At 64.1% G+C, this 26,514-nt stretch carries 25 protein-coding genes; 17 read left to right on the top strand and 8 right to left on the bottom strand.

The genetic code is table 11. The features are described from left to right. Positions 1-62 precede the first annotated feature (62 nt). Together QA600_RS13770 and QA600_RS13765 are read left to right on the top strand one after the other, a co-directional pair. Positions 63-827 (top strand): IclR family transcriptional regulator, encoded by a 765-nt coding sequence (locus QA600_RS13770; protein ID WP_278292518.1) that lies wholly within the window; start codon positions 63-65, stop codon positions 825-827. A gap of 124 nt (positions 828-951) precedes the next feature. Then, a complete protein-coding gene (locus tag QA600_RS13765) occupies positions 952-2,334 on the top strand; it encodes an SLC13 family permease (protein WP_278292606.1) in 1,383 nt (460 codons plus the stop codon). A gap of 134 nt (positions 2,335-2,468) precedes the next feature. Here QA600_RS13765 and QA600_RS13760 read toward each other — a convergent pair whose 3' ends face one another. From QA600_RS13760 to QA600_RS13745, 4 genes are all read right to left on the bottom strand, one after another. Further along, positions 2,469-3,782, bottom strand: coding sequence for a lactate racemase domain-containing protein (locus tag QA600_RS13760; protein WP_278292517.1), 1,314 nt, complete (start codon positions 3,780-3,782; stop codon positions 2,469-2,471). After that, the gene (gene pdxA / locus QA600_RS13755; RefSeq protein WP_278292516.1) at positions 3,779-4,819 is read right to left on the bottom strand and encodes a 4-hydroxythreonine-4-phosphate dehydrogenase PdxA; all 1,041 of its coding nucleotides are present in this window, start codon (positions 4,817-4,819) and stop codon (positions 3,779-3,781) included. The genes QA600_RS13760 and pdxA overlap by 4 nt, the downstream gene beginning before the upstream one ends. Continuing rightward, on the bottom strand, positions 4,806-6,068 hold the full coding sequence (locus QA600_RS13750; protein WP_278292515.1) for a four-carbon acid sugar kinase family protein: 1,263 nt from the start codon (positions 6,066-6,068) through the stop codon (positions 4,806-4,808). The genes pdxA and QA600_RS13750 overlap by 14 nt, the downstream gene beginning before the upstream one ends. Positions 6,069-6,497: 429 nt before the next feature. Further along, on the bottom strand, positions 6,498-8,213 hold the full coding sequence (locus QA600_RS13745; RefSeq protein ID WP_278292514.1) for an aldehyde ferredoxin oxidoreductase C-terminal domain-containing protein: 1,716 nt from the start codon (positions 8,211-8,213) through the stop codon (positions 6,498-6,500). A 216-nt stretch (positions 8,214-8,429) separates the two neighbouring features. Here QA600_RS13745 and QA600_RS13740 point away from each other — a divergent pair, with 216 nt between their 5' ends. The 5 genes from QA600_RS13740 to QA600_RS13720 all read left to right on the top strand — a co-directional run bounded on the left by QA600_RS13740 (position 8,430) and on the right by QA600_RS13720 (position 14,210). Further along, positions 8,430-9,743 (top strand): transposase, encoded by a 1,314-nt coding sequence (locus tag QA600_RS13740; RefSeq protein ID WP_278292513.1) that lies wholly within the window; start codon positions 8,430-8,432, stop codon positions 9,741-9,743. 99 nt (positions 9,744-9,842) lie between these two features. Then, positions 9,843-11,075: a PQQ-binding-like beta-propeller repeat protein gene (locus QA600_RS13735; RefSeq protein WP_278292512.1), complete on the top strand. Its 1,233-nt coding sequence runs from the start codon at positions 9,843-9,845 to the stop codon at positions 11,073-11,075. A 197-nt stretch (positions 11,076-11,272) separates the two neighbouring features. Next, complete coding sequence (locus QA600_RS13730; RefSeq protein WP_278292511.1) at positions 11,273-12,625, top strand: polysaccharide deacetylase family protein; 1,353 nt, start codon at positions 11,273-11,275, stop codon at positions 12,623-12,625. A 127-nt stretch (positions 12,626-12,752) separates the two neighbouring features. Further along, on the top strand, positions 12,753-13,949 hold the full coding sequence (locus tag QA600_RS13725; RefSeq protein WP_278292510.1) for an MFS transporter: 1,197 nt from the start codon (positions 12,753-12,755) through the stop codon (positions 13,947-13,949). A 111-nt stretch (positions 13,950-14,060) separates the two neighbouring features. Next, positions 14,061-14,210 carry a hypothetical protein gene (locus QA600_RS13720; RefSeq protein ID WP_160167163.1) on the top strand — a complete coding sequence of 50 codons (150 nt, stop codon included), beginning with the start codon at positions 14,061-14,063 and terminating at the stop codon, positions 14,208-14,210. A 172-nt stretch (positions 14,211-14,382) separates the two neighbouring features. Here QA600_RS13720 and QA600_RS13715 read toward each other — a convergent pair whose 3' ends face one another. Next, positions 14,383-14,595, bottom strand: a complete 213-nt coding sequence (locus tag QA600_RS13715; protein WP_278292509.1) for a hypothetical protein — start codon at positions 14,593-14,595, stop codon at positions 14,383-14,385. Positions 14,596-14,724: 129 nt separating this feature from the next. Between QA600_RS13715 and QA600_RS13710 the strand changes: the two genes are divergently transcribed. Both QA600_RS13710 and QA600_RS13705 read left to right on the top strand, forming a co-directional pair. Continuing rightward, a complete protein-coding gene (locus QA600_RS13710; protein WP_278292508.1) occupies positions 14,725-16,197 on the top strand; it encodes a hypothetical protein in 1,473 nt (490 codons plus the stop codon). Between the two features lie 213 nt (positions 16,198-16,410). Next, positions 16,411-17,754, top strand: coding sequence for a ribonuclease J (locus QA600_RS13705; RefSeq protein WP_278292507.1), 1,344 nt, complete (start codon positions 16,411-16,413; stop codon positions 17,752-17,754). Positions 17,755-17,827: 73 nt separating this feature from the next. Here the strand turns inward: QA600_RS13705 and QA600_RS13700 are convergent, their stop codons facing one another. After that, the gene (locus QA600_RS13700) at positions 17,828-18,133 is read right to left on the bottom strand and encodes a hypothetical protein (RefSeq protein ID WP_278292506.1); all 306 of its coding nucleotides are present in this window, start codon (positions 18,131-18,133) and stop codon (positions 17,828-17,830) included. A gap of 145 nt (positions 18,134-18,278) precedes the next feature. Between QA600_RS13700 and QA600_RS13695 the strand changes: the two genes are divergently transcribed. The 4 genes from QA600_RS13695 to QA600_RS13680 all read left to right on the top strand — a co-directional run bounded on the left by QA600_RS13695 (position 18,279) and on the right by QA600_RS13680 (position 22,663). Beyond that, positions 18,279-18,713, top strand: a complete 435-nt coding sequence (locus tag QA600_RS13695) for a universal stress protein (RefSeq protein ID WP_278292505.1) — start codon at positions 18,279-18,281, stop codon at positions 18,711-18,713. A 292-nt stretch (positions 18,714-19,005) separates the two neighbouring features. Next, positions 19,006-20,631, top strand: coding sequence for a PQQ-binding-like beta-propeller repeat protein (locus QA600_RS13690; RefSeq protein ID WP_278292504.1), 1,626 nt, complete (start codon positions 19,006-19,008; stop codon positions 20,629-20,631). Positions 20,632-20,877: 246 nt separating this feature from the next. Then, the gene (locus tag QA600_RS13685; RefSeq protein WP_278292503.1) at positions 20,878-21,891 is read left to right on the top strand and encodes a hypothetical protein; all 1,014 of its coding nucleotides are present in this window, start codon (positions 20,878-20,880) and stop codon (positions 21,889-21,891) included. 466 nt (positions 21,892-22,357) lie between these two features. Further along, entirely contained in the window at positions 22,358-22,663 is a 306-nt protein-coding gene (locus QA600_RS13680; protein ID WP_278292502.1) for a hypothetical protein, read from the top strand. Positions 22,664-23,142: 479 nt separating this feature from the next. On the opposite strand, the gene QA600_RS13675 is transcribed toward QA600_RS13680, so the two are convergent. Beyond that, a complete protein-coding gene (locus QA600_RS13675; RefSeq protein ID WP_278292501.1) occupies positions 23,143-23,364 on the bottom strand; it encodes a hypothetical protein in 222 nt (73 codons plus the stop codon). 167 nt (positions 23,365-23,531) lie between these two features. Between QA600_RS13675 and QA600_RS13670 the strand changes: the two genes are divergently transcribed. Then, positions 23,532-23,804, top strand: coding sequence for a HalOD1 output domain-containing protein (locus QA600_RS13670; RefSeq protein WP_005558299.1), 273 nt, complete (start codon positions 23,532-23,534; stop codon positions 23,802-23,804). Between the two features lie 49 nt (positions 23,805-23,853). Here the strand turns inward: QA600_RS13670 and QA600_RS13665 are convergent, their stop codons facing one another. After that, on the bottom strand, positions 23,854-24,210 hold the full coding sequence (locus QA600_RS13665) for a HalOD1 output domain-containing protein (protein ID WP_278292500.1): 357 nt from the start codon (positions 24,208-24,210) through the stop codon (positions 23,854-23,856). Positions 24,211-24,373: 163 nt separating this feature from the next. Between QA600_RS13665 and QA600_RS13660 the strand changes: the two genes are divergently transcribed. The 3 genes from QA600_RS13660 (at position 24,374) to QA600_RS13650 (ending at position 26,494) form a co-directional block, all read left to right on the top strand. Continuing rightward, the gene (locus tag QA600_RS13660) at positions 24,374-24,556 is read left to right on the top strand and encodes a hypothetical protein (protein WP_278292499.1); all 183 of its coding nucleotides are present in this window, start codon (positions 24,374-24,376) and stop codon (positions 24,554-24,556) included. Between the two features lie 309 nt (positions 24,557-24,865). Then, the gene (locus tag QA600_RS13655; protein WP_278292498.1) at positions 24,866-25,117 is read left to right on the top strand and encodes a hypothetical protein; all 252 of its coding nucleotides are present in this window, start codon (positions 24,866-24,868) and stop codon (positions 25,115-25,117) included. 90 nt (positions 25,118-25,207) lie between these two features. Beyond that, positions 25,208-26,494, top strand: a complete 1,287-nt coding sequence (locus QA600_RS13650; RefSeq protein WP_278292497.1) for a hypothetical protein — start codon at positions 25,208-25,210, stop codon at positions 26,492-26,494. Positions 26,495-26,514 lie beyond the last annotated feature (20 nt).

Below are 26,514 nucleotides of genomic sequence, written 5' to 3'. Positions count from 1 at the left end.
CGGACGATAGCTACTCGCCGGAGACGGAACGCTTATTGACTCGAGCGGGGCAGAACTGCCCAATGACAGCCGACGTGCCGCTGACAACCGTTGCCAAGGGGTTCGAAATACTCGAGCACATCCGCGACGAGGGAGGAGCCAGCGTGAGCGAGTTGGTCGACGCACTCGAGCTACCCAAAAGCACGGTCCACGACTACGTGACGACGCTCACTCGACTGGGGTACCTGACGAACGACGGCGGGGTGTACGATCTCAGTCTCGCGTTTCTCATGCACGGTACCTACGCTCGAACGGAGGTCGCCTACGCGGATCGCGTCGAGCCCGCCCTCGAGCGACTCGCCGACGAGACGGGCGAGATCGTCTGGTACATCGTCGAGGAGGGTGGCCAGGGTGTCTACGCCGGAAGGGGGATCGGACGCGATGCGCTCCAGCCCTACGCCTCGATCGGCACGCGAAGCGCCCTCCACACTATCGCAGGCGGGAAGGCGATCCTCGCGGCACTACCGGACGACCGAGTCGACGAGATCGTCACCGAGCACGGGCTCGCACGCCACACCGAGCGAACGATCACGACCCGCGAGGAGCTCAAGGAGGCCCGCGACCGAATCCGCGAACGGGGGTACGCGCTCAACGACGGCGAGAACATCAACGGCTGGCGCGCCGTCGCCAGCCCAGTCGTCCTCGGGGACGGACTGTACGGTGCGATCGCGGTCGCCGGCCCGAAGAACCGGCTTTGCGGAGAGTACTTCGAGGAGACGCTGCCCGAACTGGCGGCCGGGACCGCAAACGAAGTCCGACTCCAGTTACGAACTCTGGGTCTCGAGTAGGCATCCCGCGCTCGAGAGGCCACGCTCAGCTGGTGTCGATCCTCGTTTACCGCGTCTGATGATCGAGAGTAACACCCAAGACGTTCACAATCTTTATTATATATGGTTGTTACTGGCTAACATGATGGTGCTGGAAAGCCCAATCGTGCCGTTCGTGGTCGGTCTCGTTGTCGTGGTAGCACTACTGGTGTGGCTGAAACTGCCGGCGTTTGTCGGCCTGATCATCGCCGCGATGGCGATCGGTCTGACCACGCCGGAGTTAGCGACGGGGGAGGTCGCCGCGCAAACGGCCGAAGAGTTCGGTGGTGTAATGGTCAGCATCGGGATCCCCATCCTGATGGCTGCGATCATCGGGAAGTGTCTAATGGATAGCGGGGCCGCGGACCGGGTCGTCCGTGGTTTCCTCTCCTGGACGGGGGAGAAGCGCTCAGAGTACGCGCTGATGGGCAGTAGTTACGTGCTGTCCATCCCGGTATTCTTCGACAACGTATTCTATCTGCTCGCTCCGCTCGGACGATCGATGAAGGCTCGAACGGGCGTGAAGTTCTCGCTGTACATTTCGGTGCTGGCCGCGGGTGCGCTCGCGACGCACATGCTGGTGCCGCCGACGCCGGGACCGCTGGCGATGGCTGCCGAACTCAACGTCGACCTCGGGCTCGCGATCCTCGTCGGTGCGGCCGTCGCGTTGCCGACCTCGATGCTCGGCGGAATCGTTTACGGCCGGTTCCTGAACAGTCGCGAGGAGTTTCCTCTGCGAGAGGCGATGGGATCCGATCCGGAAGACCTTCAGGAGCGTACCGACCGTCCGACCTCGGAGCTGCCGGGACTGCTCGAGTCCTCGTTGCCGATCGCGGCGCCGGTCGTGTTGATCGCCGGAAACACTACCGCGGACGTCCTCGTCGATCAGGGCGCGATCGCAGAAGGCGGCGCGATCGACGCGGCTGCTTCGTTCCTCGGCGACCCGAACTTCGCACTCACTGCCGCAGCGATCCTCGCGGCGTACACCTACTACCGCATGGAGATGCAGGGCGACCGCGATCTCTTCAACAACGAGATCACCGAAGCGATCAAGAGCGGCGGAAACATCATCGCCATCACTGCCGCCGGTGGGACGTTCGGAGCGATGCTCGCCATTGCGGGCGTCGGCGAGTGGATCGCGGGCGGTTTAGAGGAGATCGGTCTCGGTCTACTGTTCACCGGCTGGGCCATCGCCGCGGTCATCCGCGTCGCGCAAGGGTCCGGCACCGTGGCGATCCTCACTGGTGCGGGAATTATGGCACCGCTAGCGGGTGACTTCGACGCCAACGCCGTCTACCTGATGATGGCGATCGGCTTCGGCGGCATGATCGCCCCCTGGTATAACGACAGCGGCTTCTGGGTCGTCAGCGAGGTCGCCGGCATCACCCAGCTCGAGACGTTCAAGACGTACTCGGCAGTCTGTACCGTGATGTCGGTCAGCGGTCTGATCCTGGTGTTCGTCCTCCAGCTGCTCGTGCCGCTGGCGTGAGCGAACGTCGGACTCCGTTTCTCGGGCGCTTTTTTGAAGACCGCACACCTCGCGTGAAGTCGTCCGGTCTCGGTACACGTCTTTAGAAAGAACGGGTCAGTGAGACGATGATAGTTCGCTGTGTCGTCGGCCGACTAGAAATACGGATCCGGCGGTAGTCGTCCGTCCTCGAACGACAGGGGCTCGAGCGGGCCGACCTCGACGTCCTCGCGCTCGGCGAGCTCGCGGGCGACGGGTTCGGAGACGACCAGCGAGTCTGGTTCCATCGTGCTCGGGATCCTGGCGGCCCGAAGCTCTTCCGGTCCTGCGATTCCGGTCGTCGAGCAGGCGACGACGAACGCGGTCGCGTCGTCGGGAACGACGAAGGGGATCTTCGCCCGGTCCGTCTCGCCGCTCGTGACGATGTTGACGTACGTGTCCTCGAAGTCGATGTCGTCGACGTACTCCCGGTGGACGAAGTCCGCGAGTCCGACGCCCAAGGCGTTGCCGTGGGAGGGGTCGGTCAGCGAGCGGACGTACACCCGCGTGATCGACGGCGACTCGGGTTCGTCCTCGCCCTGGAAGGAGTACCGCCCGAGGACGTTCGTGTCCATCCCGGTTCCCGATTTCTCCTTCCCGGCCTCGTCGACGACGAGCAGGTCGAGGTCGTCGACGGGCAGTTGCGGGAAGTAGTCACGGGCCTTCTCGAGCAGCTCGGGCTCGCGCTCGGGGATCTCGGCGGCAGGTACGCCCTCGATGTGGGCCGCGCGGTCGGCGGCGTTCTCGAGCAGAGCGATGCCGCCGACGATCGGCGTCTCCTCGAGCAAGATTCCCGCCCGATCCTGGATCACGTCGGCGAACTCGGTGGCGATCGCCGCGTTGTGCAGCGACTCGGCCCCGCGGTGTTTGCCGAGGCCGATGACCGCGATCTTCGAGAGTCCGCTCTCGACGGCGCCGCTGAAGTCGGTGTGGACCTTCACACGGTTTGCCAGGAGGACGGCGTCGGCCTCGAGGGCACCCTCCGCCGCGTAGACGGGACGGCCGAGTTCGTCCTCGCCGACGGCCTCGACGGCCATCGACGAGCGGATCTCACAGCCCATCCGCTCGGGCGTGACGCCGAGCGCCTCGAGGGTCTCGCGTTGGCCCTCGGCGGTCGCGCCGCCGTGGCTCCCCATTGCGGGGATGATGAAGGGGTTGAACCCCCGTTCCTGCAGCTCGTCGACGGCGGCGGAAAGCGTCGCGGGCATGTCGTGGATCCCGCGGCTGCCGGCCGTGACGGCGACCTCCGCCCCCGCCGAGAGCGAGTCGAACGCGTCGATCTCGTCCACCGCGGCCCTGGCCGCGGCCTCGACGTCGTCGACGGCCTCGAGCTCCCGCTTGCGGCGCGCGACGGCGAACCGCGGAAGGTCCGCGACGGTGTGGTCGTTGGTCGCCCGCAGGACGTCGGCGTCGGGGAACTCGAGGTTCATCTCTCACCTCCTGACGGAACTCCGCCCCGTTCGCGTCGTCGCTCGGCCATCTCCGCGGCGACCTCGACCGCGTCGATCAGGCTCGCCTCGCTGGCGATCCCCTCGCCGGCGATGTCGAAGGCCGTCCCGTGGTCGACGCTGGTTCGGACGATCGGCAGCCCGATCGTCACGTTGACCCCGGAGACGGCGTCGTCGCTCGAGAAGCCCAGCGTCTTGATGGGGATGTGGCCCTGGTCGTGGTACATCGAGACGACGCAGTCGTACTCCCCGCGAGCCGCCTGGACGTAGACGGTGTCGGGCGACTCGGGACCGTGGACGTCGATCCCCGCCTCGGCGGCGCGTTCGACGGCGGGGCGGATCTCGGCGTCGTCCTCCTCGCCCAGCAGGCCGCCGTCGCTGGCGTGGGGGTTGAGGCCGGCGGCGGCGATCGTCGGCTCCTCGATACCGAGGTCGCGCAGCCCCTCGTCGGTGACCCGGATCGTCTCGAGGACGTTCTCGGTCGTCACCAGCTCGCAGGCCTCACGCAGCGGGACGTGGGTGCTGACGTGAGTGACGACGAGGTCGTCCTCGACGAGCATCATCGAGTAGTTCTCGGTGTCGGTGTAGTCCGCCAGCATCCCGGTGTGGCCGGCGTACTCGCTGCCGGCCAGCCGGGTCGACTGCTTGTTGATCGGCGCCGTCGCGATCGCGTCGATCTCGCCATCGACGGCGAGCTCGATCGCGCGTTCGATGTACTCGAGGCTGGCCTCGCCATAGTCCTCGCGGACGACGCCGTACTCGAGGTGGTCGACGGCGTCGAGATCCAGGACGGGAACCGCGTCCTCGGCGAACGCTGCGTCCGCGACCGCGTCGACGGCCTCGATCTCGAGGTCGGCCCCCGAAACGTCGACGCCGGCGCGCATCACACTTGCGTCGCCGACGACGATCGGGTTCGCGCGCTCGCACAGTGCCGGGTAAGCGGCGGCGATGATCTCGCTTCCGATACCGGCGGGGTCGCCCATCGTTACAGCGACGACTGGTCGCTCACTCTGGCTCATCGACTCGGTCAAGGAAGTTCAGACAGTTAACGATACTCCTCCGGTCGCCGAACCCGCCCGCTTTCGTCACGATCGGGGTTCCCGCCGCCGGGCCATCTGCGATCACGCCCTCGGGGATGCCGTCGACGACCGCCTCGCCGGTGAGATCGATCGCGCTCGCGGAGAGCTCCTCGAGGGCAGCCCGGGCGATCGCCCCGCCCGTCAGCAGCAGTCCTCTAGGTGGAGCACTCCTGGTAGCCTCCGCGGCCGCGACGCCCAGCGCCCGCGCGACCCGCTCGCCCGCGTCGACGCCGTGTTCGGCTGCAGCCTCGCTCGCCCGATCCACGTCGGTTCGCGAGGTCGCCCCTGTGAGGACGGCCCGGCCGTGTTCCCGACGGATCGACTCGAGTTCCGTCGCGGCCTCCCGGCCCGTTTCGCGGGGATCCGCGACGGCCGCGGCGGGGTCGAGTTCGGCGAGGACGTCGTCCGGCACGGCGTCGAGCTGTTCGAGCGTGCGCCCGTTGACGCTGCCGACGATTCCGAGCGCGTCCTCGCCCTCGTGGGTCTGCGACGGCGGTTCTCGCGAAGACGTGGGCACCGACACCGCGCTTGCCAGCCCACCACTGCCGACGTAGAGGGCCTCGCGCTCGCAGCGCCGCGCGCCCGCCGCGATCGCCTCGAGGTGACGATCGTGGACCGCGTCACAGACGACGATCTCCGGGCCGTCCGGACCGCGATCGGCGAGCGCGGCTGCGACGGCGTCGGCCCCTTCGAGGACCGTCTCCAGAGAGAGGGTCGCGACGTCGTACTCGGAGCTCTCGAACAGCGCTGGAAGGTCGGAGTCGGTGCCGTAGCCGGCGTTCTCGAGCGGCCGTCCGTCGACGAGGTGGCGCCCATTTACCGTCACGCGACCGGTCCCGGGGAAGGCGGGTGCGACGACCGCCAGCTTCGCCCCGGTCGCCTCGAGGGCGGCGTCGACCTCCCTGACGACGTTTCCACGTAGCGTGGAGTCGATCTTCTTGTAGACGACCTCCGGAACGGAGCCACACTCGAGAAACGAGGCGACGGCCGCGGCGGCGGCGGTGGGCTCGAGGTCGCGGCTGTCGAGATCGACCGCGAAGACGTCCGCGTCACTCGAGGACGGTCGATCGGTGTCGTCGGTTTTCGGATCCGTGACGACGACCCGAACGGCACAGCCCCGGGCGGCGAACCCGTGTCCGGTGTCCATCGCGCCCGTGAAATCGTCGGCGAGGACGAGTACGCTGCTCATGGCCACGTCTCTCGACCCCGCGTACAAAACGGTTCACCTCTCGACCGACGGACGCTCAGTGGTTCGGTAGCTGAACCATCGGTTTGTATTTCTTTCCAGAGTGGTTGTTCACGGTTAGGGAAATGTACGGCATAGTAGTGGAGTCGGAGTGGTTCGCGTTCAATCGTCCGTTCACCGTCTCTCTTCCGTAGAGATTGGCTGGCTGCAACGCCCTCTCGTCGAAGAGAGGGACCGATCTCCGCTCGAGTCGTCCGAGGGCAGCATCCGAGTTCTGAGGGGGTAGATCACCACAGAAGCCGGGTCCCCTGTGGGCGGCCGATCGATCGCTTCGCTGTCAAATCCACGGTGGCATTCGAGTTCTACACAATACTATAACCACAGATAGCATACGTATTCTGCCATTTTGGCGGAGGGATCAGGACCCGATCGTCAGTCGTCGGCCGTCGTCACCGAATCGATCGTCGAGGACGGAATCGTTCCGTCGTCGTTCCAGCCGCGAACGTCGTAGTACTCCGAGATGGCCGCCTCGAGATCGGGAAGCTCGTACGGCAGTCGATCGTCCTCTCTGTCGAAGCCGCGCTGATTGTTGAAGTGGCGCTCGAGTTCGACGGTTCGCGAGCCGATCTCGAGCAGTTCCTCGTGGTCGGCGTCGAACAGCGCCTCGAGGCGCTCGTCGGTGACGTAGCCGCTGCCGAACGCGCAGACGATCCCCGTATCGCGGAACGCGGCTTCGTTCTCCCCCTCGACGAGGGCCTCGGCCTTGCCGAGCGTTCCCTCGGGATCGATGCGGCCGCCGTACTCGGCGGACATCACCCGGGACTCGTACATGTGGTCGCCCCCGCGGTTCGCGACGGCATACGAGAGGCCCTGTCCGTTGAGCACGCGCCCGTCGTGTGCGGCCAGCTCGAGTCCCTTGACGGCGTAGCTGTCGACGCCCAGCTCGTCGTGACAGCGGTCGACGCCCTCGGCGAGCAGGTCGCCGATCCCTTCCCGGTGGGCGATCCGCTCGGTCACGTCGTGGGCGAGCTCCGCGTTGCCGAACTCGTCCTCGCTCGCCAGGTAGGCCGCGACGGTGACGCCCGCGGAGATGGTGTCCATCCCGAGGGTGTCACAGAGGTCGTTGCTCTTCATTACGTCGACGATGTCGCCGACGCCCTGCATGGAGCCGAACGCGTAGACCGTCTCGAACTCCGGACCCTCCGTCTCGAGTCCGGTTTCCTCGTCCCGGGTTGGCAGTTTGCAGGCGTACGCACAGGCAGAACAGGCGCCTTTCTTGTACTTCTTCTCCTCGACGGCGTCGCCGCCGATCGCGTCGGCGTGTTCGAACTCGTACTCCGTGAAGTACCGGGTCGGCAGCGAGAACGCCTCGTTGATCATCTCGGTGTTGCCGGTCGTCCCCTGTCGGCGCATCAGGTCCTCGGACTGGGCCGCCTCGCTGTGGACGTCCATCTCCGGGGGGTCCGGAATCTCGACCGACGGGGCCGACTCGCCCTCGAACGTAACGCACTTGACGTTCTTCGAGCCCAACACCGCGCCCAGCCCGCCGCGGCCGAACGCGCGGTGATCGTACGTCATCACCGAGGCGAACCGCACCTGATTCTCGCCCGCAGGTCCGACGACGACGCAGTGTTCGGGGCCGAGCCCGTGGTGCTCTTCGACGTAGTCCGAGGTTTCCGGCACCGTCGCCCCCTCGAGTTCCGGTACCGCCTCGAACTCGACGCGCGGGCGAGACGCCGTCTCGCCGCCCGACGAGTGTGACTCGTCGGCACCGTCGGTCACGTGGATGGCCAGCAACTCGTCGCTCTCGCCGGCGACCTCGAGGACGCTGATCCCCGTGTCGACGAAGTTCCGCGAGAGGTAGCCGCCAGCGTTCGTCGAGACGAGCCCGTCGGTCAGCGGCGACAGCCCCGTCATGTTCATTCGGCCGGTGAACGACATCTGCGACTGCTGGAGGGGACCGGTCGAGAGGTAGAGTCGGTTCTCCGGCCCGAACGGATCCGCATCGAACGGGATTCGGTCGTGGGCCAGCGCCGTTGCGACGGCTCGACCACCGATGCACGCCTCGAGCTGTTCGTCGATGGTCGTCTCGGTCACCGTTCGCTCGCCGACGTCGACGGTCAGCAGTGGCCCTTTCGCATGAAGCATAGGTGAGTAATCACGAATGAGCGGCTTAACTCTTACAGGCTAAGTCCCCGTCCTCACGGAGCAACGCAGACCGAAGGTCGAGTAGCGTGAACGAGAGCAAAGCTCTCGTTCGCACATCAGAACGCTTCGCGTTCTGAGGACGCAGTAGGGCAGGGATACAGCCGTCACCCAGCCTAATCAAAACGTTCAACTCTAGACATGACTAACCCGCTGGTAGTGGTCGAGAAAGCGTTCAAATACGCTGCCGAGCCCGAGGACACCACTACTGCCAAGAGTGCGTGGAGCGCAATTCAAACCTGTCGTGAAGTATACAACCACGCGCTCACACAAGAGTACAAACCCGCTCCAGATTACGACAAGCCATCGTACACCGCAATGCAGAACAAACTGCCACAGTGGAAGCGCGAGTGGTCTGAATGGAGCAGTGTGTACTCGAAATGCCTGCAAATGGCAGTGAGACGCATTAAGCACTCGGAGACCATCCTCGGCAAACTGAAGGAACGTGGGTTCGACGTTGGTGAACTCAAGTGGAAAAGCCCGCGAGACTATCGTAGCATCACGTACAACCAGTCTGGCTTTGACGTGGATAGTAACACGGGTCGGACTAACCACGCTACGGTCGAACTCTCCAAGATAGGCACGTTCCATTTGACGTTTCACCGACCACTCCCAGACGACGCCGACATCAAGGAAGTCATCCTGAAAAAGCAGAAAACAGGTGACTGGACGGTTAGCATCATGGTCGAATACGATGCTGACTATCCAGAGAACCCTACTGTCGAAGACATCGACGTTGAAGACACCGTGGGTATTGACCTCGGCATCACCACGTTCATTCACGACTCGGACGGACGAGCGTTCAAACCGTTAGACGAAGAAGATGACCGTGAACGCATCGAGAAACGCCACCAAGCCGTTTCTCGTAAAGAACACGAGTCGAACAACTGGAACAAGGCCCGCCAACGCTTAGCGCGAGCATACGAGCGGTTGTCGAACAAGCGCAAAGCGTACCGCGAGGCGCTCGCCAATGCGTATACGAAACGATACGACGCCGTGTTCCTCGAAGACTTGAACGTTGGCAGTATGATGCAGCAGAACGGGAACAGTCAGAACATCGCGTCGATGTCGTGGTATGAGACACTGCAAACGTTCCAACGGTTGGGTGAGAAGAACGGCTGTCACGTTGTACTTGTTCCACCAGAGGGAACGACGAAGCGGTGCGTGCAGTGTGGTTGTGAGTCGGGGAAACCGTTGTGGGTGCGAGAGCACTCGTGCCCGTCGTGCGGGTTCACGACTGACCGTGACCAGAACGCTGCGCTGGAGGTACAGCGTCTTGGATTGCTTGAACTGGGAGTGGTGGAAGATGAATCGGGATTAGGTCAGGAACTGGCCGAATCAACGCCTGCTGAGACTGGCACCGCTGCGGGGTCACGCTTTAGCTCGTTTAGAGACGTGATTCCTGCAAGTGCCGTCGTTGACACAGGAAGCCCCACCCTCAAGGAACGAGCGGCAGTAGCCGCGAGTGAGTAGGGTGGGGTAGTTCACGCGTTCGCCGGCGTTCCGTGGTGGAACGGTTTCCCTCATCCATTCCTTCAGAAGACTTTCATTGTAGTGGAAGTCTCTGAGGGTATGGAGTCGCTCAGCAGACGACAACTGCTCGGCGTGCTGGGCGCCAGCGCCGCGGGACTCGCCGGGGGTGGCTACTGGTACGTCCGTGGCTCCGACGCAGTGGACTGCCCGGAGTACCTCGAGCCGGACCGGGAGTTCTGGGAGTCGACGTCCGACGCCTGGTCGGAACCGGTCGTCGACAGCACGACGGTCTTCGTCGGTGGCGGGGCGGGAATCGTACGAATGAGCTCCGGATCTCGAATGTTCCGGCTGCTCGCGCTCGAGCCCAGCGGGGAGCCGAAGTGGGTCGCCAGGCGGGAACTCGCGGGCGGGATCGGTCGCCCCCGACCGACCGACGACCGCGTGTTCGCCTCGACCGGTGCGAACACGCTGCTCGCGTTCGACCGCGAGACCGGGGAGCTCGAGTGGGAGTTCGACGCGGGCGGCAACGTCGAGGGACACATGGGCGTCGTGACGCTCGTCCACGACGACACCGTCGTCGCCTCGGTCACCGATCCGGAGCACGACGAGCTCGAGGGCTCGAACGCCGTCGTCGGCGTCTCGGCGAGCGAGGGCGAACTCCGGTGGGCGACCGAACTCGACGCGCCGGTCTCGAACGGGCTCGCGCTGCTCGAGGGAACGGTCGTCGTCGCCACGCGGGCGGGAACGCTGACCGGCGTGGATCCGGCGACGGGCGATCGGGTGTGGGAGGAGGATCTTGAGGGAAGCGTCGACTGGACCGGCAGACCGGTCTCGTTCGGTGGGAGCGGATGGATCCCCCGGGAGGACGGAACGGTGGTCGGATTCGATCCGACGTCGGGAACGATTCGTGATCGCCTCGGGGGCGACTGGGCGGACGGCGAACCCGAGGACGAGACCGACGGGTTCGTCCGGGCGATGCGGGGTTCCGACGACGCGCTGTACGTCGGCGATCTGGACGGCGGCGTGACCGCGTACGACGCCGATGGGTCCGAACACTGGCGCTACGAGGGCCCCGAGCGTATCGCCGCGCTCCAGCCGGAAGACGACGCCGTCGGCGTGCTGGATCAGCGCGGCGTCTACACCGAACTCGAGCCGGAAACGGGGGACGCGTCTCGAGCGTTCCTGCTCGTCGACGTCCGAGACGACGACCGGTGCGGCCACGTCCCTTCCGAGAGACGTTTCAGCGGGTTCGCCACGATCCGGCACACGCTCGTAGTCACCGGTCGGATCGCGTTCGGAGCGAGGACGTATCGACTCCCACCGACCCGATGAGCCCGGAACAGGACCGTAAATAACAAGAAACTAACTCCGCGAACGACAAGCAAACCTAAATTTACTCTTGGAGCATCGTGCTCGAGACATTTCATGCCTCCATTTTTCGGATTGGATTCGATTGATATATAGGAGCCGCGCTCTCGGCTGATAATTGCTGTATAACAAATAGACTGTCAAATATTCCTACTATTACGATGACGGAGAAACCCAACGGCCGACGACGGTTCCTCGCTGCCTCGAGTGTGACGGCGCTCGCGGCTATGGCCGGCTGCGTAGACCAGATGAACTCCGCGCTCTCGAACGGCGACGACGGGGACGGCGACGGAGACGGAAACGGCAACGGCGACGATTCGAACGGTACCGGAACGGACACCCAAGACGGCGTCGAACCTCCCGAACTCGCGCTCGAGACGGAGTACGATAGCCGCGAGGAGTACGGACAGCCCGGCGAGGGGCTCGACGACTTCGAGGAGTTCGACGACTGGGACGTCGTTGACGGATCGGCCGAACCCGACGAAGAGACGTACTTCGACGGCTCCCAGAGTCTCAGGCTGACGGCCGAAGACGGCGGAAACGCCGTCGTCGAAACGGAGTTCGAGACGATGGATATGAGCGATCTTGATCTCTCGATGGCCGTCCGGACGTCGACGCCGGGCAACGTCGCGATCGAGATCCAGCTCCAGGACATCTACGGCGGGTACGCCAGCCACCAGCTTCGATCGGTCACGTATCGGACGTCGGATGTCGGCTGGTTCCGGACCTGTCCCGGCTTCTTCGAGCAGAGCTCGACACCGCTCGAGCGCGACGCCATCGACACCGTTCAGATCATCGTCCACAACACTGGAGACGCGGAGGTCTGGGTCGACGACCTTCGCACCCACGAGAAACCCGAGGCGGGATACGTGATGCTCTGTTGGGACGATGGCTTCGACGACTTCTACGACGTGGCGAGCCCGCTGCACGACGAGTACGGCGTCAACGCGGTTCAGGCCGCCGTCCGACAGTGGACCAGAGACCAGCGCGAGGGAATCATGACGGTCGACCAGCTCAAGGAGCGCCAAGACGCCGGCGACCAGATCGTCGCCCACGGGACCCATACCGAGTTCTCGGACCTCAGCGACGAGGATCTCGACGACGCACTGCGCACGGACAAGAACTGGGCCGTCAACGCCGAACTCGAGGGAGGCCACTACCTCGTCTTCCCGCACAACGACTTCGACGATCGGGTGCTCGATATCGTCTCGAACTACTACTACGCGGGCGGGTTCAACCAGGCCGGCGACGCCAACCTCACCGGCGTCACCGGCTTCGATCCGCTGGTGATGCCCCGGACGATCGGCCACGATCTGGAGATCGCAAAGCGGTGTGTCGACCTTGCAGCGCAGCACCGTCAGTGTACGATTCTGAACTTCCACGCCTTCGACCAGGACAATACGGTGTCCGAATCGGAGTATGAGGAGCTCCTCAAGCACATCGACGGGAAGGGCGACGACGTCGAAGTGATCGACTTCGACGACCTCTGGGCGATGCGGCGGAGCGGACACTGAGCGAACTCCCGGGGCGTCGGCGTCGGTGATCGCCGCGGCGACACCGGTCGACCGCTCGAGGCGGATCGAGTGGCGACTCGCGGAGGAGGTCGCAAGACTCAATACCGAAACCGAGCGTTCACCCCTCGTGGACTATCGCGCGACGGTGACGGAAGCGATCGACGATCTCCGGAGCGACGGACGCGGGAAAATTCTGCTCGCCGTCGCGTTCGGCTGGTTCCTGTCGATCAGCGTCCGGATGATCTACCCGACGCTGTTACCACACATCCGCGATTCGTACGGGCTCACGCTCACGACCGCCGGCTTCCTCCTGACGGTGCTGTGGATCGCGTACGCGTTCGGACAGCTTCCCGGCGGTATCCTCGCGGACTGGGCGGGAGAACGCATTCTGTTGATCGCCAGTTCCCTGCTCGCAGCGACGATGCTCGCTCTCGTCGTCCTCGCGAATTCGGCGGTCGTCCTCTTCGCTGCCACGGCCCTGTTCGGCGCCGGAACTGCCCTGTACGGCGTCTCCCGGTTTACGATTCTCGACAAGGTTTACCCCGACCAGCTCGGCACGGCGACGGGTGCGACGATGGCCGCCGGCGACGTCGGCAACGCCGTGATGCCACCGCTCGCCGGGGTCCTCGCCGTCACGGTCGGCTGGCAGTACGGGTTCGGGTTCGCCGTTCCCCTCTTTCTCGTCGCCGCGGTCGGGCTCTGGTGGACGCTCCCGAACCAGTCGACCGCGACGGCACCGCTGCGCGAGCAGTTCGCGCTCGAGGACGTCGCCCCGACGCTGTCGCAGCCGGTGGTGCTTCGCGGAACCCTGTTGCTCGTGCTGTGGGGAGTGATCATCCAGGCGTTCATGGGGTTTTATCCGACGTACCTGATCGACGAGCGCGGGTTCTCAGCGCAGACGGCAGCCGCCCTGTTCGGCTTTTTCTTCGCGCTCGGGATCCTGTTGAAGCCGATCGCCGGCCGCGCCTACGACAGTCTCGGCGTCCGGGTCCCGCTGCTGGTGGTCGTCAGTTCAGCCGGGCTGGCCCTCCTCGTACTCCCGTTCGTCGGAACCCTCTGGGCGTTCGTCCTCGTGACCGTGTTCGCGAGCAGCCTCCTTGGGTTCGAGACGGTCGTGATCTCCGATCTCACGCAGCGCCTGCCCGACGGAACACAGGGGACGAATCTGGGCGCGCTTCGAACCGTCTACCTCGCGATCGGCGCGGCGAGTCCGGTCGTCTTCGGTGCGATCGCCGACCGCGGCTATTTCGACGAGGCGTTCCTGGGTATCGGCGCCCTCGCCGGTGTGATCTTCCTCGTCGTGTTCGTCTCGATCGAATACTAATCGCTGATCACTCAGAGATGTGTTGACGGCTCTCAAAACACGGTTTCGCAAGTGAGTGGTGGTGACGCAGCTCGAAATAACACTTTATGCCTGCAGTTCCTTTATCCATACATGAGGACAAAGCCCTATCTTCCAGGCACTCCTGATGTTGAATCGTACGAACCGCTTCTCCAGCGTCAGACCGCGCTGCTCGCCTTCGTCATCGCGTTTACCCTCCTCGTTACGACCGGTCTCGCGCTCGACGTCTACTTCGGCTACTGAAACGTTGCGGGCCGTCACGCAGTGAGGACGGCAACGATCGCCTCTGTCTGCTTTTTCCTACCGCTTTCGGCGAGTTCGGCCCCATCTTCGGCCGAACGTCGTCGTTCGCTCTCGAGTACCGTAGCGACGCCTCGGTCCTCGAGCGATCGCGCAGAAAACCGGCCTCGAGCGGTCACTCCGCGTCGTCGAGATCGAAATGGCCGTTGGGACCGCCACAGTCCTCGCCGCGGGCCGACAGCGCCGAGCCATCGTACGAACGTTTGTCGTGGTGTGTCGACCATCTATTCAGCTCGTTGAACTGAACCGACGGCTGGTAAATCTCGATATCCGGTTTCAGCTCGTGGAGGAAGGCAGAACAATAACTGGATGATAATAACTCCCTCATGTTAGTTATAATAGGTGTCTGAACGGGCTCCTATCCCAACGAATACGGTTGCTCGTTCGTTCGAGATCCGCCCTGGCGAACTCCGTCGACCGAATAGGTTAATGTGGTAACACACCACATGTACGAGGGATGGACCCCGTAGAGTTCGTTCGCGCGACGCGGCGGGACCGCACCCGCGCCGAGTTCGCCCGACGGGTGGACGCACAGGCCGAGGCGCTTCGCGAGGCGTTCGCAGCGGGCGCGTTCGAGGGCGGACACCGTCTCGGTCTCGAGCTCGAGGGGTACGCCGTCGACGCCGAGGGGCGACTCGCGGCCGTCCCCGAGGCGGCGTTCGACGGCGTTTGCGAGCGCGAGCTCGGCCGGCACAACGCCGAGGTAAACACGCCCGCTTCGCCGTTCGATTCGGCGGGATTCGACGTGCAGGCGGAAGAACTCGCCGACCGTGTCGACGCAGTTGAGCGGGCGTGCGAACGCGAGGGCCTGCGGTTCGTCGCCGACGGGATGTGGACGATTCCGCCGTCGGAGGGCGCTCGACGCTACCTGAGCGCGATCACCGAGGATTCGGACGGGAACCGCGTTCCGGCCAACGTCACACCCAAACCACGCTACTACGCGCTCGACGCCGATATCACCGCCCACGGCCCGGTCGAACTCGACGTCGCGGGCTGTCGGCGGTCGTTCCCGACGATCCTCGTCGAGTCGCTTGCCGCCTCGATGCAGGTTCACCTCCAGATGCCGACCCCGCGCTTTCCCGACTGCTTCAACGTCGCGTTGCGCACGGCGGGTCCCGTACTCGCCCTGGCGGCGAACGCACCGTTCCTGCCGCCGGAGCTGTACGACGACCCCGAGGCCGCCCTCGAGGGACCGGTCGAACTCCGCGTCCCGGTGTTCGAGTCGATGAACGTTCGCGATCCGGGGAAGGTCCGGTTCCCCCGTGACCTCGAGACGCCCACCGACGCGATCGATCGGATCGTCGCCGACCGCCCGTGTGTCCCCGCGCTGCGCGAGTGGTTCCTCGAGGAGCCCCGCGAGGGGTTCGCCGACGACTACTGGGAGCTGTTGCACAAGCAGGGCACCTGCTGGCGGTGGATCCGACCGGTCCTCGGTCCCGAGGGTCCTCGCCTCGAGTACCGATCGCTCGCGGCCCAACCCACCGTTGCGGACGTGATCGGCCTCCAGGCGCTGGTCACCGGACTCGTCCACGGAATCGTCGCGACCGACCACCCCGTCGCGACGCTCCCCTGGACGGCCGCCCGCGAGTCGTTCTACGCCGCCGTCGAGGACGGGTTCGAGGGCGACCTCGAGTGGGTCACCCGTGACGGGGCCCGAACCGACGACCCGGCCGAGATCTACGAGGAGCTGTTCGAACTGGCCCGGCTCGGGCTCGACGACCGCGGCCTCGGGTCCACGCGTGTCGACGCTCTGCTCGAGCCGATCGAGGCCCGGTGGGAGGCCCGGACGGCCCCGAGCGCGTGGAAACGCCGCGAGGTTCGACGCCGGCTCGATGACGGGGAGACGTTCGAGAGCGCCGTCGCGGGAATGCAACGGACGTACGTCCGTCGGGCGACGGTCGGCGAGCCGTTCGCCGACTGGCTCGAGTGAACCGCCAACACTGGTTCCGGGGCGGGACCCCGGAGTACTTACGTCTGGGGCATCATCGTCCGAGTAACCGAAAGAGGCGCTGTCCTTGGCACAGTCGGGAACAGTGTAACGCCAAGGACGTGAATTCTCACGTCACCGGCCGTTTCGTTCCTCCGACCGCAGCCGTTCGGGCTCCGGGACTGTTCGATGGGACTGCTATGATCGGGTCTACCAATGGAAATCGAAATTGCAACGATTGGCGGATACGAGGAAGTCGGCCGACAGATGACCGCGGTTCGCGCCGGCGACGACATCGTGATCTTCGATATGGGACTGAACCTGTCGAAGGTCCTCATTCACGACAACCTCCGGACCGAGGGGATGCACAGTCTGGATCTGATCGACATGGGTGCGATTCCCGACGATCGAGTCATGAGCGACCTCGAGGGCGACGTTCAGGCGATCGTCCCGAGCCACGGCCACTTAGACCACATCGGCGCCATCTCCAAGCTGGCCCACCGGTACGATGCGCCGGTCGTGGCGACGCCGTTTACCTGTGAACTGGTCCGGGAGGAGGTCGACGACGAGCAGAAGTTCGGCTTCGACAACGACATCGTCGAGATGGACGCCGGCGGGACGATGTCGATCGGCGACCACGGCTGCGAACTCGAGTTCGTCAACGTCACCCACTCGATCGTCCAGGCGATCAACCCGGTGCTTCACACGCCCGAAGGGGCGATCGTCTACGGACTGGACAAGCGCATGGACCACACGCCCGTCATCGGTGACCCGATCGACATGGAGCGGTTCCGCGAGATCGGTCGCGAGGGCAACGGCGTGTTGTGTTACATCGAGGACTGTACGAACGCGAGCAAGAAGGGCCGGACCCCGAGTGAGAAGGTCGCCCGGGAACACCTTCGGGACGTCCTCTATAGCGTAGAGGACTACAACGGGGGGATCATCGCCTCGACGTTCTCGAGTCACATCGCGCGGGTCAAATCCATCATCGAGTTCGCGCGGGAGATCGGCCGGCAGCCAATCTTGCTCGGCCGATCGATGGAACAGTACTCCAGCACCGCGACGCAGGTCGGTATCGACTTCCCGTCGGACGTCGAGATGGTCGGCTACCGCCGGTCCATCGACCAGACCTTAGAGCGAATCATGAACGACGGGAAAGGGAACTTCCTGCCCGTCGTGACGGGCCACCAGGGCGAGCCTCGCGCGCTGCTCACCCGGATGGCCCGCGGCGAGACCCCCTACGAGCTGGACGAGGGTGACAAGGTCGTCTTCTCCGCTCGCGTGATTCCGGAGCCGACCAACGAGGGCCAGCGCTACCAGGCCGAGAAACTCCTCGGCATGCAGGGCGCCCGTGTCTACGACGACGTCCACGTCTCGGGTCACCTCTGCCAGGAAGGTCACTACGAGATGCTCGACGCGCTCCAGCCCCAGCACATCATCCCTGCCCACCAGGACCTGAAAGGGTTCTCCGGCTACGTCGACCTCTGCGAGAGCGAGGGGTACAGAATGGGCCGCGACCTGCACGTGACCCGTAACGGGAACATCATCGAGTTGGTGTAGGCGCGGTTTCGTTCTCGGGAGGACTCAATCCGGGATGTGATCCAAACGACGATCGACCTGCAAAAAACAGTGACTACGTCGGACGAAGCCGCCCGACGCAGTTCCGACAGTACGTGTAGGATGGGTCGTTCTCGGTCTCGCAGGTCGGGCAGACTCCCGGTGCGGGCGGTCGGGGCTCGACCGTTCGCTCGTTGGCCTGGCCCCAGTACTCCACGCCCGCGGGGTGGTAGCCGCCGGACGCAAGCCCGTCGAGGGAGTCCTCGCCGTCGCCGGATTCGGGAGCGGTGTCGTCGTTGTCGGCGTCGCGCTGGCGGACCAGGAGCCTGGCCCACCACGCGCCGAGCAGGATGACCACCACTGCAATGATGATGGTTTCCATGGTATGTTTGGATACACCCCGTGAGAGTATTTAGCACATTTTGCGTCGGGCGTGACTGTCTCCATGAGCGTTTCGTAGCCGAGACCGACGTTTCGGACGCTGCCGACGACGGAGGTTTATGACGGTACCGACTGAACCAGGAGGCATGGCCGCCCACGTTCTGGTTCCCATCGACGACTCCGATCGGTCGACCGAGGCCCTCGAGTTCGCGCTCGAGGAGTATCCGTCGGCTCGGTTCACCGCCCTCCACGTGATCGATCCCAGCGAGATCTACGCGGCGACCGGGCTCGAGACCGGATCGCTGTCGAACTACGAACGGATTCGTGACGAACACGAAACGCAGGCGGATAACCTGCTCGAAACCGCACGCAGACGGGCCGCAGACGCCAACGTCGAACTCGAGACCGAGTACGTCATCGGCGACATCTCCGAGACGATCGTCGACTACGTCGAGGACCACGGCGTGGATCATATCGTACTCGGCAGCCACGGCCGAACCGGTGCGAGTCGAATCCTGCTAGGCAGTATCGCCGAGTCGGTCGCCCGACGATCGCCGGTACCGGTGACGATCGTTCGGTGAGCGGACGGTTCGGCTGGTGACAACTGTTTCACGTCCGTTCGGCCGACAGGGTGATCGACGTCTCGCCGATCCGCGGAGACGGTCCGTCGCAGGGTACCGTTCCTCGAGCGCCCCGATAGCGACAAAGGCGTGCTCTCGTTGCTCGACTCGTTCGGCCTCGATGGACCGGGTCGCCACAACCGGGCGACCGTCTCCTGTTCAGATGGCGACACAGCTGTCCGGCCCGATCGTTTCGAGTCGAAAAGAGTCTATTCGACCGGTAATTATGATCGCTCTCCCAGACGCCCAACGTATGTTGTCGTCAACGCGCCGAAAGCTACTCGCGGCGAGCGGCGGAGCACTCGCCGTTAGCGGGATTCTCGGGTCGGTCGGAACGGCCGAGAGCGACGAACCGGACGTCGAGTCCGAAGACGGCTGGCCCTCGAGCAGAGGAGCGCCGAACAACAACGCCTACTTCCCCGATCGGTCCGGGCCCGAGTCGCCCGTCGCGGTCGACTGGGAACGCGACCACGGCGGTCCGATCGCGGTTCGGAACGGGACGGTGTACCAGACGACAGACGAGGAGGTTCACGCCCTGGACGCGGAAGACGGGTCGATACTGTGGGAGAGCGACGCTGTCGATGCCTCCGGGACCCCGGCGATCGACGCCGAGACCCTCTACGTCGGCGGCGACTCGCTGACCGCGCTGGACACCGACGACGGAAGCGTTCGCTGGCAGGCCAACCTCGAGGACGGGGAGGAGCTCACGCCGCCGAACGTCTCCGACGGAGACGTGTACACCCTCTCCGAGACGGCGCTGTACGCGTTCGATTCGGACGGCTCCGAGCGCTGGAGCTTCGAGGCCGAGGAGGAGTTCTACATGAACGGTGCCCCGCCCGTCGCCGACGGAGCGGTGTTCGCGTGCAGCGAGTCGTACGTCTTCGCGCGCGAACTCGAGGACGGCTCCGAACGGTGGACGACCGAGATTCCCGACGAGATGGTAGGGATCGTCAGCCACGACCCGATCGTCGCAGGCCAGGGCTACGTCGCCGTCGCCATGGACGACGGCGAGGGGCCGTACCCCAGTGACGTAGTCCTGTACGATACCGAAACCGGCGAGGAAGGGGAGCGGTACGAGGGCAACGTTCCCGCGACGATCACCGAGGATCGCGTCTACACCAACCCGACGTACGACGCGGCCGGCTTCGATCGCGAAACGGGCGAACAGGTGTGGGAACCCGACCAGCCGATCAAACACGCCCAGCAGCCGGTCGTCGCGGACGACTGGATCTACGTCGGCATCGACGGTAGTCAGGAGGACTTCGAGGAGGACGAGCACGGCCTGTTCGTGTTCGACGAGGACGGCGCCGTGAAGTGGTCCGTCGTCCCGGACGATGAGAACGGGGTACCCCGACTGGACGCGACCCTCGTCGAGGGAACCGTCTACGGACGAAGCCGCGACCGACTGCTCGCGATCCGCTCGGAGGCCGAACTCGAGGAGCGTGAGGAGGACGACGATCCGGAAGACGGCGAGGAAGAGGACGAGTCAGAAGACGGCGAGGAAGAAGGTGACGAAGGGGACGAGCCAGAAGACGGTGAGGAAGAGGAGGAGAAAGGAACCGACGATGAATCCGACGAAGACGATGAGTCGGAAAGCGTCGAGGAGGGCGAATCCGACGACGACGACGGATCGGAAGGGGCTGACGACGGGGAAGAAGACGAGGAGGAAGCCGAGAGAGAGGGAACGGAGGACGACACGAGCGACGATGGCACGGGGGACGACGATGCCGACGACGACGATGATGACGACGGCGACCCCGAAGCCGAGGACGACGCCGAGGGCACACCCGGCTTCACGACTGGCGCCGGGATCGCCGGCGGCGTGCTCGGCCTCGAGTGGCTGCGCCGACGTTCGAACCCCGAGGAACGGCAAGACTGACGGCCACGGGGGGTCCCCTCGATCAGGCCGTTTGGCTGGTCACAGAACTCCGAGCCGAGGCCGCAGCTTCAGCCTTCCAAGGACGCCGGACCACAGTTATCGTCGCTCTCTTCGCTGTGGGTTCCTTTCATACCGGCTGTTAAGCCAGGAGTATCTCGAGCAGCGAACGGTCGTACGTAGCTGACCGGTACCCTTTATTCACTAGCTCACCGGTATATTTTTTATCTATGAAAACTCATTGTTTTCATGGATCGGAGAAAGTTCCTAATTGGTGCAACGGGTGCAGCAGCCGTGGTAGCCGGCTGTAGCGACAACGACGAGAACGGCGACGATGACGCGCCCGAGGACGACGGCGCAGCGGACGAAGACGACACGACGGACACCGACGAAAGCGACGACGTCGGCAACGAGACGGACGATGCCGACGACGAGAACGGGAACGACGGAAACGAAACGGAGGACGACGGCAACGAGACCGACGACGAGTACGATAGCGAAGAGGCCGACGACGAGGACGAGTTCGGTGGCGAAGAGGCCGACGACGAGGACGGAGAAACCGACTCGGAGGAGGACGACAGCGATGACGACGATGATGACGATGACGGCGATGGCGACGACGAGGAGGATGACGACGACAGCGACGACGAGGAAACCGAGGAACTCGATCCGGACGACTACGAGGACGAAATCGCCAACGACAGCCCGCTCGAGGTTGCGGAGTTCGGGGCCGAAGGTGGCTGTGAACTGACCGCAAGGATCACCCGACCCGAGGACGAGACCGCCGAAATTCAGTACGATTTCGTCGTCTACTACGGTGACGAGATCCTCTCGGAGTCCCGGAACAACGAGTACGAACTCGACGGCGACGACTCGAGTCACGAGCTAACTGCCGTACTGGAGGGGTGTGACGAGGCGACCCACTACGGGTTCGAACTTCACGGCTACGAGGCAATCGACCACGACGCCGACAACGACGTCGACGGATACGTCAGCATGGAGGGTGGAACGGACAACGTCTTCTCGATCCAGTCTCACGCGTTCGACGGACAGAACTGTCAGGTCGAGGTCGACGTGTACAACGAGACGGCCGACGAGATCACGGGCTTCGTCTGGGTCGGTCTTCGAGGCGACCGTGACGAGCAAACCGAAAGCACCGAGATCGATCTCGAGGCCGGCGACACCGAGACGATCACGTTCGGCGCACAGAACTGCGGCGAGGTTCGTGCGTACGAGCTTCGCGGCGACGTCCTCGATCAGTAAGGGCTCCTCGGAACGGAATCCCGTCGACCCGATGCACACCGGACTACAAATATGCGAGGCGAGTATCTCGGCTTCGGAACGAGACTCGAGATTCGACGGTCGGACGGATTTCGGTCGCCGAACGTATTCGTCGGTGGCGTCGTGCCGCTGCTGTACGGTGTGAGTGGACCGGACCACACCCGAATACCGGAACTCGAAAATCCGAGAGTTGGGTTGGAGGAGTAGGGTAGCCGGAGATGCATGCGAACGACAGAGCGTCAGCGGCGGGACCCTCCGGCTGATTTCTATCAGAGAGGGGGATAAATACGTTCTACCGTGAGTACGTGGTGGCGGCAGGTTCAGTGTCCCTATCGTCCTCGAAACGAACGCGACACGGGTGAACTCCGACGCTTCCGCTACTGGTGCCAAGAACCCCCGTCTCAGTCTGAACCATTTATGTAGTAGTCGTAGAATGCAATAATCAATAATGGATGGCTCAGATTCCGACCAGGGGGGTGAGATCCGGGAGCGACTCTCTGCGACCGAGCTTCCGATGGGGTGGCGATACGATCCGGACTGGACGTGGGGGACGGTCGATGCCGTAGTGTACCACGAATCGCTTTTCGACGTTCTCGAGGGCACTACCGAAGTGAGTTACGTCGTCGAAATTCGGGAGTCGAAGCTTCTCCTTCGGCGGATACGTCGGGACGGCGACAACGACGTCGTCGATCGGCTGGATCGAACGAACGAACCCGCGACTCTCGAGTCGCTGCTCGAGAGTGTCGAGATGTAGCGTCACCGAAAAGGGCTGAGGGCCGGACCGGAGTCCGCGTACTATGGCTGTCGAGCGTATTCCGTCGGCCAGTATCCACTCCGGAGCGGTTCGATAAATACTTTCCGGCGACTATAGGGTGAATAGAACTGGTGGCCCCGTTGCCGAGTGTCAGCTAGTGCGTCGTCGAGTTCGTCTCGAAACGTCGCCTCGGAGTTCAGGTAAACACACGGCTCGAGAACAGACGCGAGGGTGGCGAAACCGACCGGGATCGGAATCCTCGACCGGTACGTACGAACCGACCTCGAGCAAGCCCACCACGACTCTCGAGTGCCGGGACGCGGCGATAGCAACAGGCATCCCACCGGTGGTACCGATCTGCCAATTGACAGTCGGACACTCTACCGTAAATACTTTCGTCAGACATAGTGTCGGTCGATAACAATTGGTCTCGGAGAATCGCCGTTCAAGGCGGTGGGGCGATCCAGTCGAGAAGCGAGCTACTCCTCAAACTCGCCGTCGACGTCGGTCGGGACGGTGAACCGCTCCTGGTGTGTGGCAAACACCGCTTTGCCGTCGCCTCGTTGCTCGGCGCAAGCCATGTTCCGGTACTGTTCTGGCTCGACACCTCGAGTGGATGGCCCTCCGGGATCGCGTCGCCGGTGGTGAGGCCGTCGTCGGAGCGCATCCCGACCTTCGAGCGCTTCGCTGACGGGATCCATTCCACTGAGTACCGGTGTTGGGAACGGTCGGATTTCCTTCCAGTTCCCTCGCTGTGGGCGAAAGCACGACAGTCCGGCGTGAGGCCAGTAGTAAGCAACCACTACTGTCGTCGACGGTTCAGAATCATGGTCAAGGAATATCAGAGAGGACGGTGGATGGGAGTGCAATGACTGAGACACGAAGTTTCGATCGGTGTAGCCCGGCCGAGCGCACGACGAAACGAGAGCTCACGACGGACGTGGTGTACACGGTCGCGGACGTCTCGAATACGGATCCGGTCGACCTCCCACCGCTTTACGACGTGATCGACACCGACGCGCTGAACGACCTCGTCGCCGGAAGCCACGACGGTGCGCTTCGGACGATCTCCTTCCAGTACTGCGGCTACACCGTCACGGTTACCGGCGACGGCGATATCAGCGTGGCCTCGACCGCTTGAGACCGTCGTTCTGCCCGTACCCCGCCTGACACGAGGGACAATCGTGCGTTCACGAGGGATCGACTCCGGTCGACTCGCACACCAGGATCCAGCCGTCGCTCCTGACCTTGAGGAGGTAGTCCACGTAGCGAAACTCGACGACTCCCGCTCCCCGTCGGGGTTCGGATTCCGACTCGGACCCGAAGAACGCGTCCTCGATGGCCGCTACGTCGACCGAGTCGTACAGCGGTGGTGACGTCACCTCGCTCGGGGAGACGCCCTCGGCTTCCGCGACGGCGAACACGATCGCGGTCGTGAGGTCCCCGTCTCGAGCGGGGTCGTAGTGTCGCTGTGTAACCTGCCGCCGGCGAGTGTCTCGGCCAAGATCCGAACCGTTCCGCTCGGTTTCGTTGTCGTTGTTTGTCATTGTCCATCTCTCCTCGAGCGTGTGTTTCCTGGTTCGAGTCCAGCGTCGTTCCCATTCCCTCGAGCGCGGCCAGGACCTGGGTGGCGTTCTCGGCGGCCGCGATCGTTTCGGTCGACTCGTCGAGGGTAACGACGTCGTCGTCGGCCAGTTTCGGAACGTGGGTGTGGTAGAGCGCGACGTACACCCGTTCGCGCTGGAGATCGGTGACCGCGTGCTCGGGGACGCCGTTCTCCCAGGCGGCGATCTTCGTCGCCAGGTCGGTCAGCGACCACTCCGCCCGCTCCAGCAGCGTATAGCAGAGGTACCGGCGACGGGAGTGGCCAAGTGCCTCGTAGACGTGATCTAGCTCCAGGATCTCCCGCGAGGGAAGGTCTCTCTCTCTCTCTCGGCTCCAACGCTCTCCGAACCGGATTGCACGTCGTCGTCCCGAGTGGGATCATCAACCATGGTTTCGACGAGAGACGCCGTACGGAGTGTTAAGCCTTTACCAGCAGCAGCCGGTGGCCCAACATCGGTTATCGGCTCCTCCCGTCGAGCTTGAAACCGCCAGGAAAATAACCGTATGAAACAACACCGAGTCGATGGAGCTCCGATCCGATCTGCTCGAGGCGAGGCGGTTGGCCAGCGAAGGCAACTGTGGTGTAACTACGCCGGCGTGGATCTGGTCGAGCACGCCCGGGCTCTCCGGGCCCACACGGCATACCTGCACGTCGCCGACGCGGCCGGCGTCGACGGCGAGGGGCTCCAGATCGGCGACGGGGAAATCGACTTCGAGCGACTCGTGCCGGTGTACGAGGGATTCGACGGCCCGATTATCACCGAGATCTGGCGCGACCACGAGCGCCGGGACGCCGGGTCTAAATCGGCTACCGGGCGGTTGCGCGACGTTCGCCAGCGTGTTCGATAACCCGTCTCGTTTTCGTTCGTCGAACACTGTGTCCAACTGAGCCGACATATCAATGAGTAGACTTTAGGGAAGCGTCCGTCGACAACCGGTATGGAGCGACGAACGTTTATCTCCGGAGTCAGCGTCGGTGCGGGGACCGTCCTCGCCGGGTGTACGGAGGACGACGGGTCCGAGGACGGTACGGCGGACGGGACCGACGGGACCACCGACAGTGGGGAGTCGGAATCCGACGAGGAGCCAGCGGACGGCGGGAACGAACCGAGCGAGGGCGAGGCGGACGACGGGACAGACGGTAATACTGACAACGATGAGGAGTCAGATGATGAAGACGGGGACGGCGAGGCGGCGGATAGCGAAGACGGAGACGGCGAGGAGGCGGACGGCGAGGCGGCGGATAGCGAAGACGGAGACGGCGAGGAGGCGGACGGCGAGGCGGCGGATAGCGAAGACGGAGACGAGGAAGACACGGACGACAGCGACGGCGAGAAACCGCCGACCTCCGAGATCACCGCTCGGGTCACCGACACGGCGGACGAGCCGATTGCAGGGGCCGAGATCGACGGCGAGGGCGAGCCACACGAGGCCGACATTCCCCTCGAGTTCGATACGGAGACCGACGAGGACGGCGTCGCCTCGACGCCGATCTACGAAAACGAGTACACGATCACGGTCGACCATCCCGACTACGACTCGGCGACGGTCGAGCACGTCCACGACGGCGAGACCGAACTCACGGTCGAACTCGAGGCCGAGGGGTACGAAACCGAGATCGTGAACGAAACGCCACTCGAGGTATCGGAGTTCGAGACGTACGACGGGTACGGCGTTCGGGGCTGTGGAGTGAGTGTCCCGATCTCCCGCGAGGACGCCGACGAGGGCTACCTACAGTTCGATTACAGGTTCACCGCCTACGACGGTGCCGACGTGGTAGCCGAAACCGCATCTCCACAGAGCATCGACGCGGACAGTAGCAGGGATCTTTCGGCGCGGTTCGAGGATCTCGATCCGTGCACCGAGGCGACACGGATCACGCTGGAACTGTGGAACGCCCAGGAAGTCGACCACGAGGACGGCGCCGTCGACGGCGAGATCACGACGACCCCGGAGGCGGAGGAAGTCTTCGTGGTCGAGGACCACGAGTTCGACGAGTCGGAGTGTCGCGTCAGCGCCGACACCGCAAACGACTCCGACGAACAGATAACGGGAGTCATCGAGATCGTGATGTATGGCGCCGGTGCAACAGATGTCGACGGGGCACAGACGGAATCGAGCTCGTTCGACGTCGACCTCGAACCGGGAGAGGAGCGCTCGTTCAACGCCGGGAGCCGCATCTGTGCCGAACTCGAATCGTACGAACTGCGGCTCGACGTCGAGTAGCGGGGCGCCTACCGCGTCTC

The sequence above is a fragment of the Natronococcus sp. A-GB1 genome, from assembly GCF_029688845.1.
In the GTDB taxonomy this organism is placed as follows: domain Archaea; phylum Halobacteriota; class Halobacteria; order Halobacteriales; family Natrialbaceae; genus Natronococcus.
Note: the sequence above shows the minus strand (reverse complement) of the source record. Positions and strands in the feature narration are given on the sequence as shown.

What these genes read in the sequence shown, in the direction of transcription:
- QA600_RS13670 (WP_005558299.1), top strand. Translation starts at nt 23,532, where the DNA reads ATGACTGAGACACGAAGTTTCGATCGGTGTAGCCCGGCCGAGCGCACG.
- QA600_RS13730 (WP_278292511.1), top strand. Translation starts at nt 11,273, where the DNA reads ATGACGGAGAAACCCAACGGCCGACGACGGTTCCTCGCTGCCTCGAGT.
- QA600_RS13770 (WP_278292518.1), top strand. Translation starts at nt 63, where the DNA reads ATGACAGCCGACGTGCCGCTGACAACCGTTGCCAAGGGGTTCGAAATA.
- QA600_RS13710 (WP_278292508.1), top strand. Translation starts at nt 14,725, where the DNA reads ATGGACCCCGTAGAGTTCGTTCGCGCGACGCGGCGGGACCGCACCCGC.
- QA600_RS13700 (WP_278292506.1), bottom strand. Translation starts at nt 18,133, where the DNA reads ATGGAAACCATCATCATTGCAGTGGTGGTCATCCTGCTCGGCGCGTGG.
- QA600_RS13650 (WP_278292497.1), top strand. Translation starts at nt 25,208, where the DNA reads ATGGAGCGACGAACGTTTATCTCCGGAGTCAGCGTCGGTGCGGGGACC.
- QA600_RS13715 (WP_278292509.1), bottom strand. Translation starts at nt 14,595, where the DNA reads ATGAGGGAGTTATTATCATCCAGTTATTGTTCTGCCTTCCTCCACGAG.
- QA600_RS13745 (WP_278292514.1), bottom strand. Translation starts at nt 8,213, where the DNA reads ATGCTTCATGCGAAAGGGCCACTGCTGACCGTCGACGTCGGCGAGCGA.
- QA600_RS13665 (WP_278292500.1), bottom strand. Translation starts at nt 24,210, where the DNA reads ATGACAAACAACGACAACGAAACCGAGCGGAACGGTTCGGATCTTGGC.
- QA600_RS13690 (WP_278292504.1), top strand. Translation starts at nt 19,006, where the DNA reads ATGTTGTCGTCAACGCGCCGAAAGCTACTCGCGGCGAGCGGCGGAGCA.
- QA600_RS13685 (WP_278292503.1), top strand. Translation starts at nt 20,878, where the DNA reads ATGGATCGGAGAAAGTTCCTAATTGGTGCAACGGGTGCAGCAGCCGTG.
- QA600_RS13765 (WP_278292606.1), top strand. Translation starts at nt 952, where the DNA reads ATGGTGCTGGAAAGCCCAATCGTGCCGTTCGTGGTCGGTCTCGTTGTC.
- pdxA (WP_278292516.1), bottom strand. Translation starts at nt 4,819, where the DNA reads ATGAGCCAGAGTGAGCGACCAGTCGTCGCTGTAACGATGGGCGACCCC.
- QA600_RS13750 (WP_278292515.1), bottom strand. Translation starts at nt 6,068, where the DNA reads ATGAGCAGCGTACTCGTCCTCGCCGACGATTTCACGGGCGCGATGGAC.
- QA600_RS13680 (WP_278292502.1), top strand. Translation starts at nt 22,358, where the DNA reads ATGGATGGCTCAGATTCCGACCAGGGGGGTGAGATCCGGGAGCGACTC.
- QA600_RS13695 (WP_278292505.1), top strand. Translation starts at nt 18,279, where the DNA reads ATGGCCGCCCACGTTCTGGTTCCCATCGACGACTCCGATCGGTCGACC.
- QA600_RS13760 (WP_278292517.1), bottom strand. Translation starts at nt 3,782, where the DNA reads ATGAACCTCGAGTTCCCCGACGCCGACGTCCTGCGGGCGACCAACGAC.
- QA600_RS13735 (WP_278292512.1), top strand. Translation starts at nt 9,843, where the DNA reads ATGGAGTCGCTCAGCAGACGACAACTGCTCGGCGTGCTGGGCGCCAGC.
- QA600_RS13705 (WP_278292507.1), top strand. Translation starts at nt 16,411, where the DNA reads ATGGAAATCGAAATTGCAACGATTGGCGGATACGAGGAAGTCGGCCGA.
- QA600_RS13675 (WP_278292501.1), bottom strand. Translation starts at nt 23,364, where the DNA reads ATGGATCCCGTCAGCGAAGCGCTCGAAGGTCGGGATGCGCTCCGACGA.
- QA600_RS13720 (WP_160167163.1), top strand. Translation starts at nt 14,061, where the DNA reads ATGAGGACAAAGCCCTATCTTCCAGGCACTCCTGATGTTGAATCGTAC.